Annotated in this window: 1 pseudogene; it reads right to left on the reverse strand. The window is 60.6% G+C overall.

The window, feature by feature from the left end:
• Window positions 1–69 precede the first annotated feature (69 nt).
• Window positions 70–345: pseudogene (locus B7449_RS18145) on the reverse strand (hypothetical protein); the annotation flags it as partial.

The raw sequence follows: 345 nt of genomic DNA on the forward strand, positions 1-345 counted from the left end.
ATGCGACCTGTGTCAGTACTTCGTACGGCGTTTCGGTTCCGGCCCTGAGCGTGTCCGTTGTGGACAGGCTCAGGGCATCCGGCCGAGCGCAAATCCCGCTATCAGGACGATGGAACTGTATCCCAGGATGCGAAAGGCCGTCTGCAGGTTGTACCGTCTGGTCATGGCCGTGGCCTGGCTCTCGATGGCACCCCTTAATCCTTTCGTCATATCCGCGGTGATCGCGAGGAGTTTCTTCTCGACCAGTTTTTCGTTGATGGTGCGCAGCGTCCGCACCGCCTCAATCCCGTCGCGCAGATGTTCGCGGATGACCACGGTATCGTCGGCGAGTGCCCTGCGCTGCTG

It is taken from the genome of Komagataeibacter intermedius TF2, from assembly GCF_000964425.1.
Lineage (GTDB): Bacteria > Pseudomonadota > Alphaproteobacteria > Acetobacterales > Acetobacteraceae > Komagataeibacter > Komagataeibacter intermedius.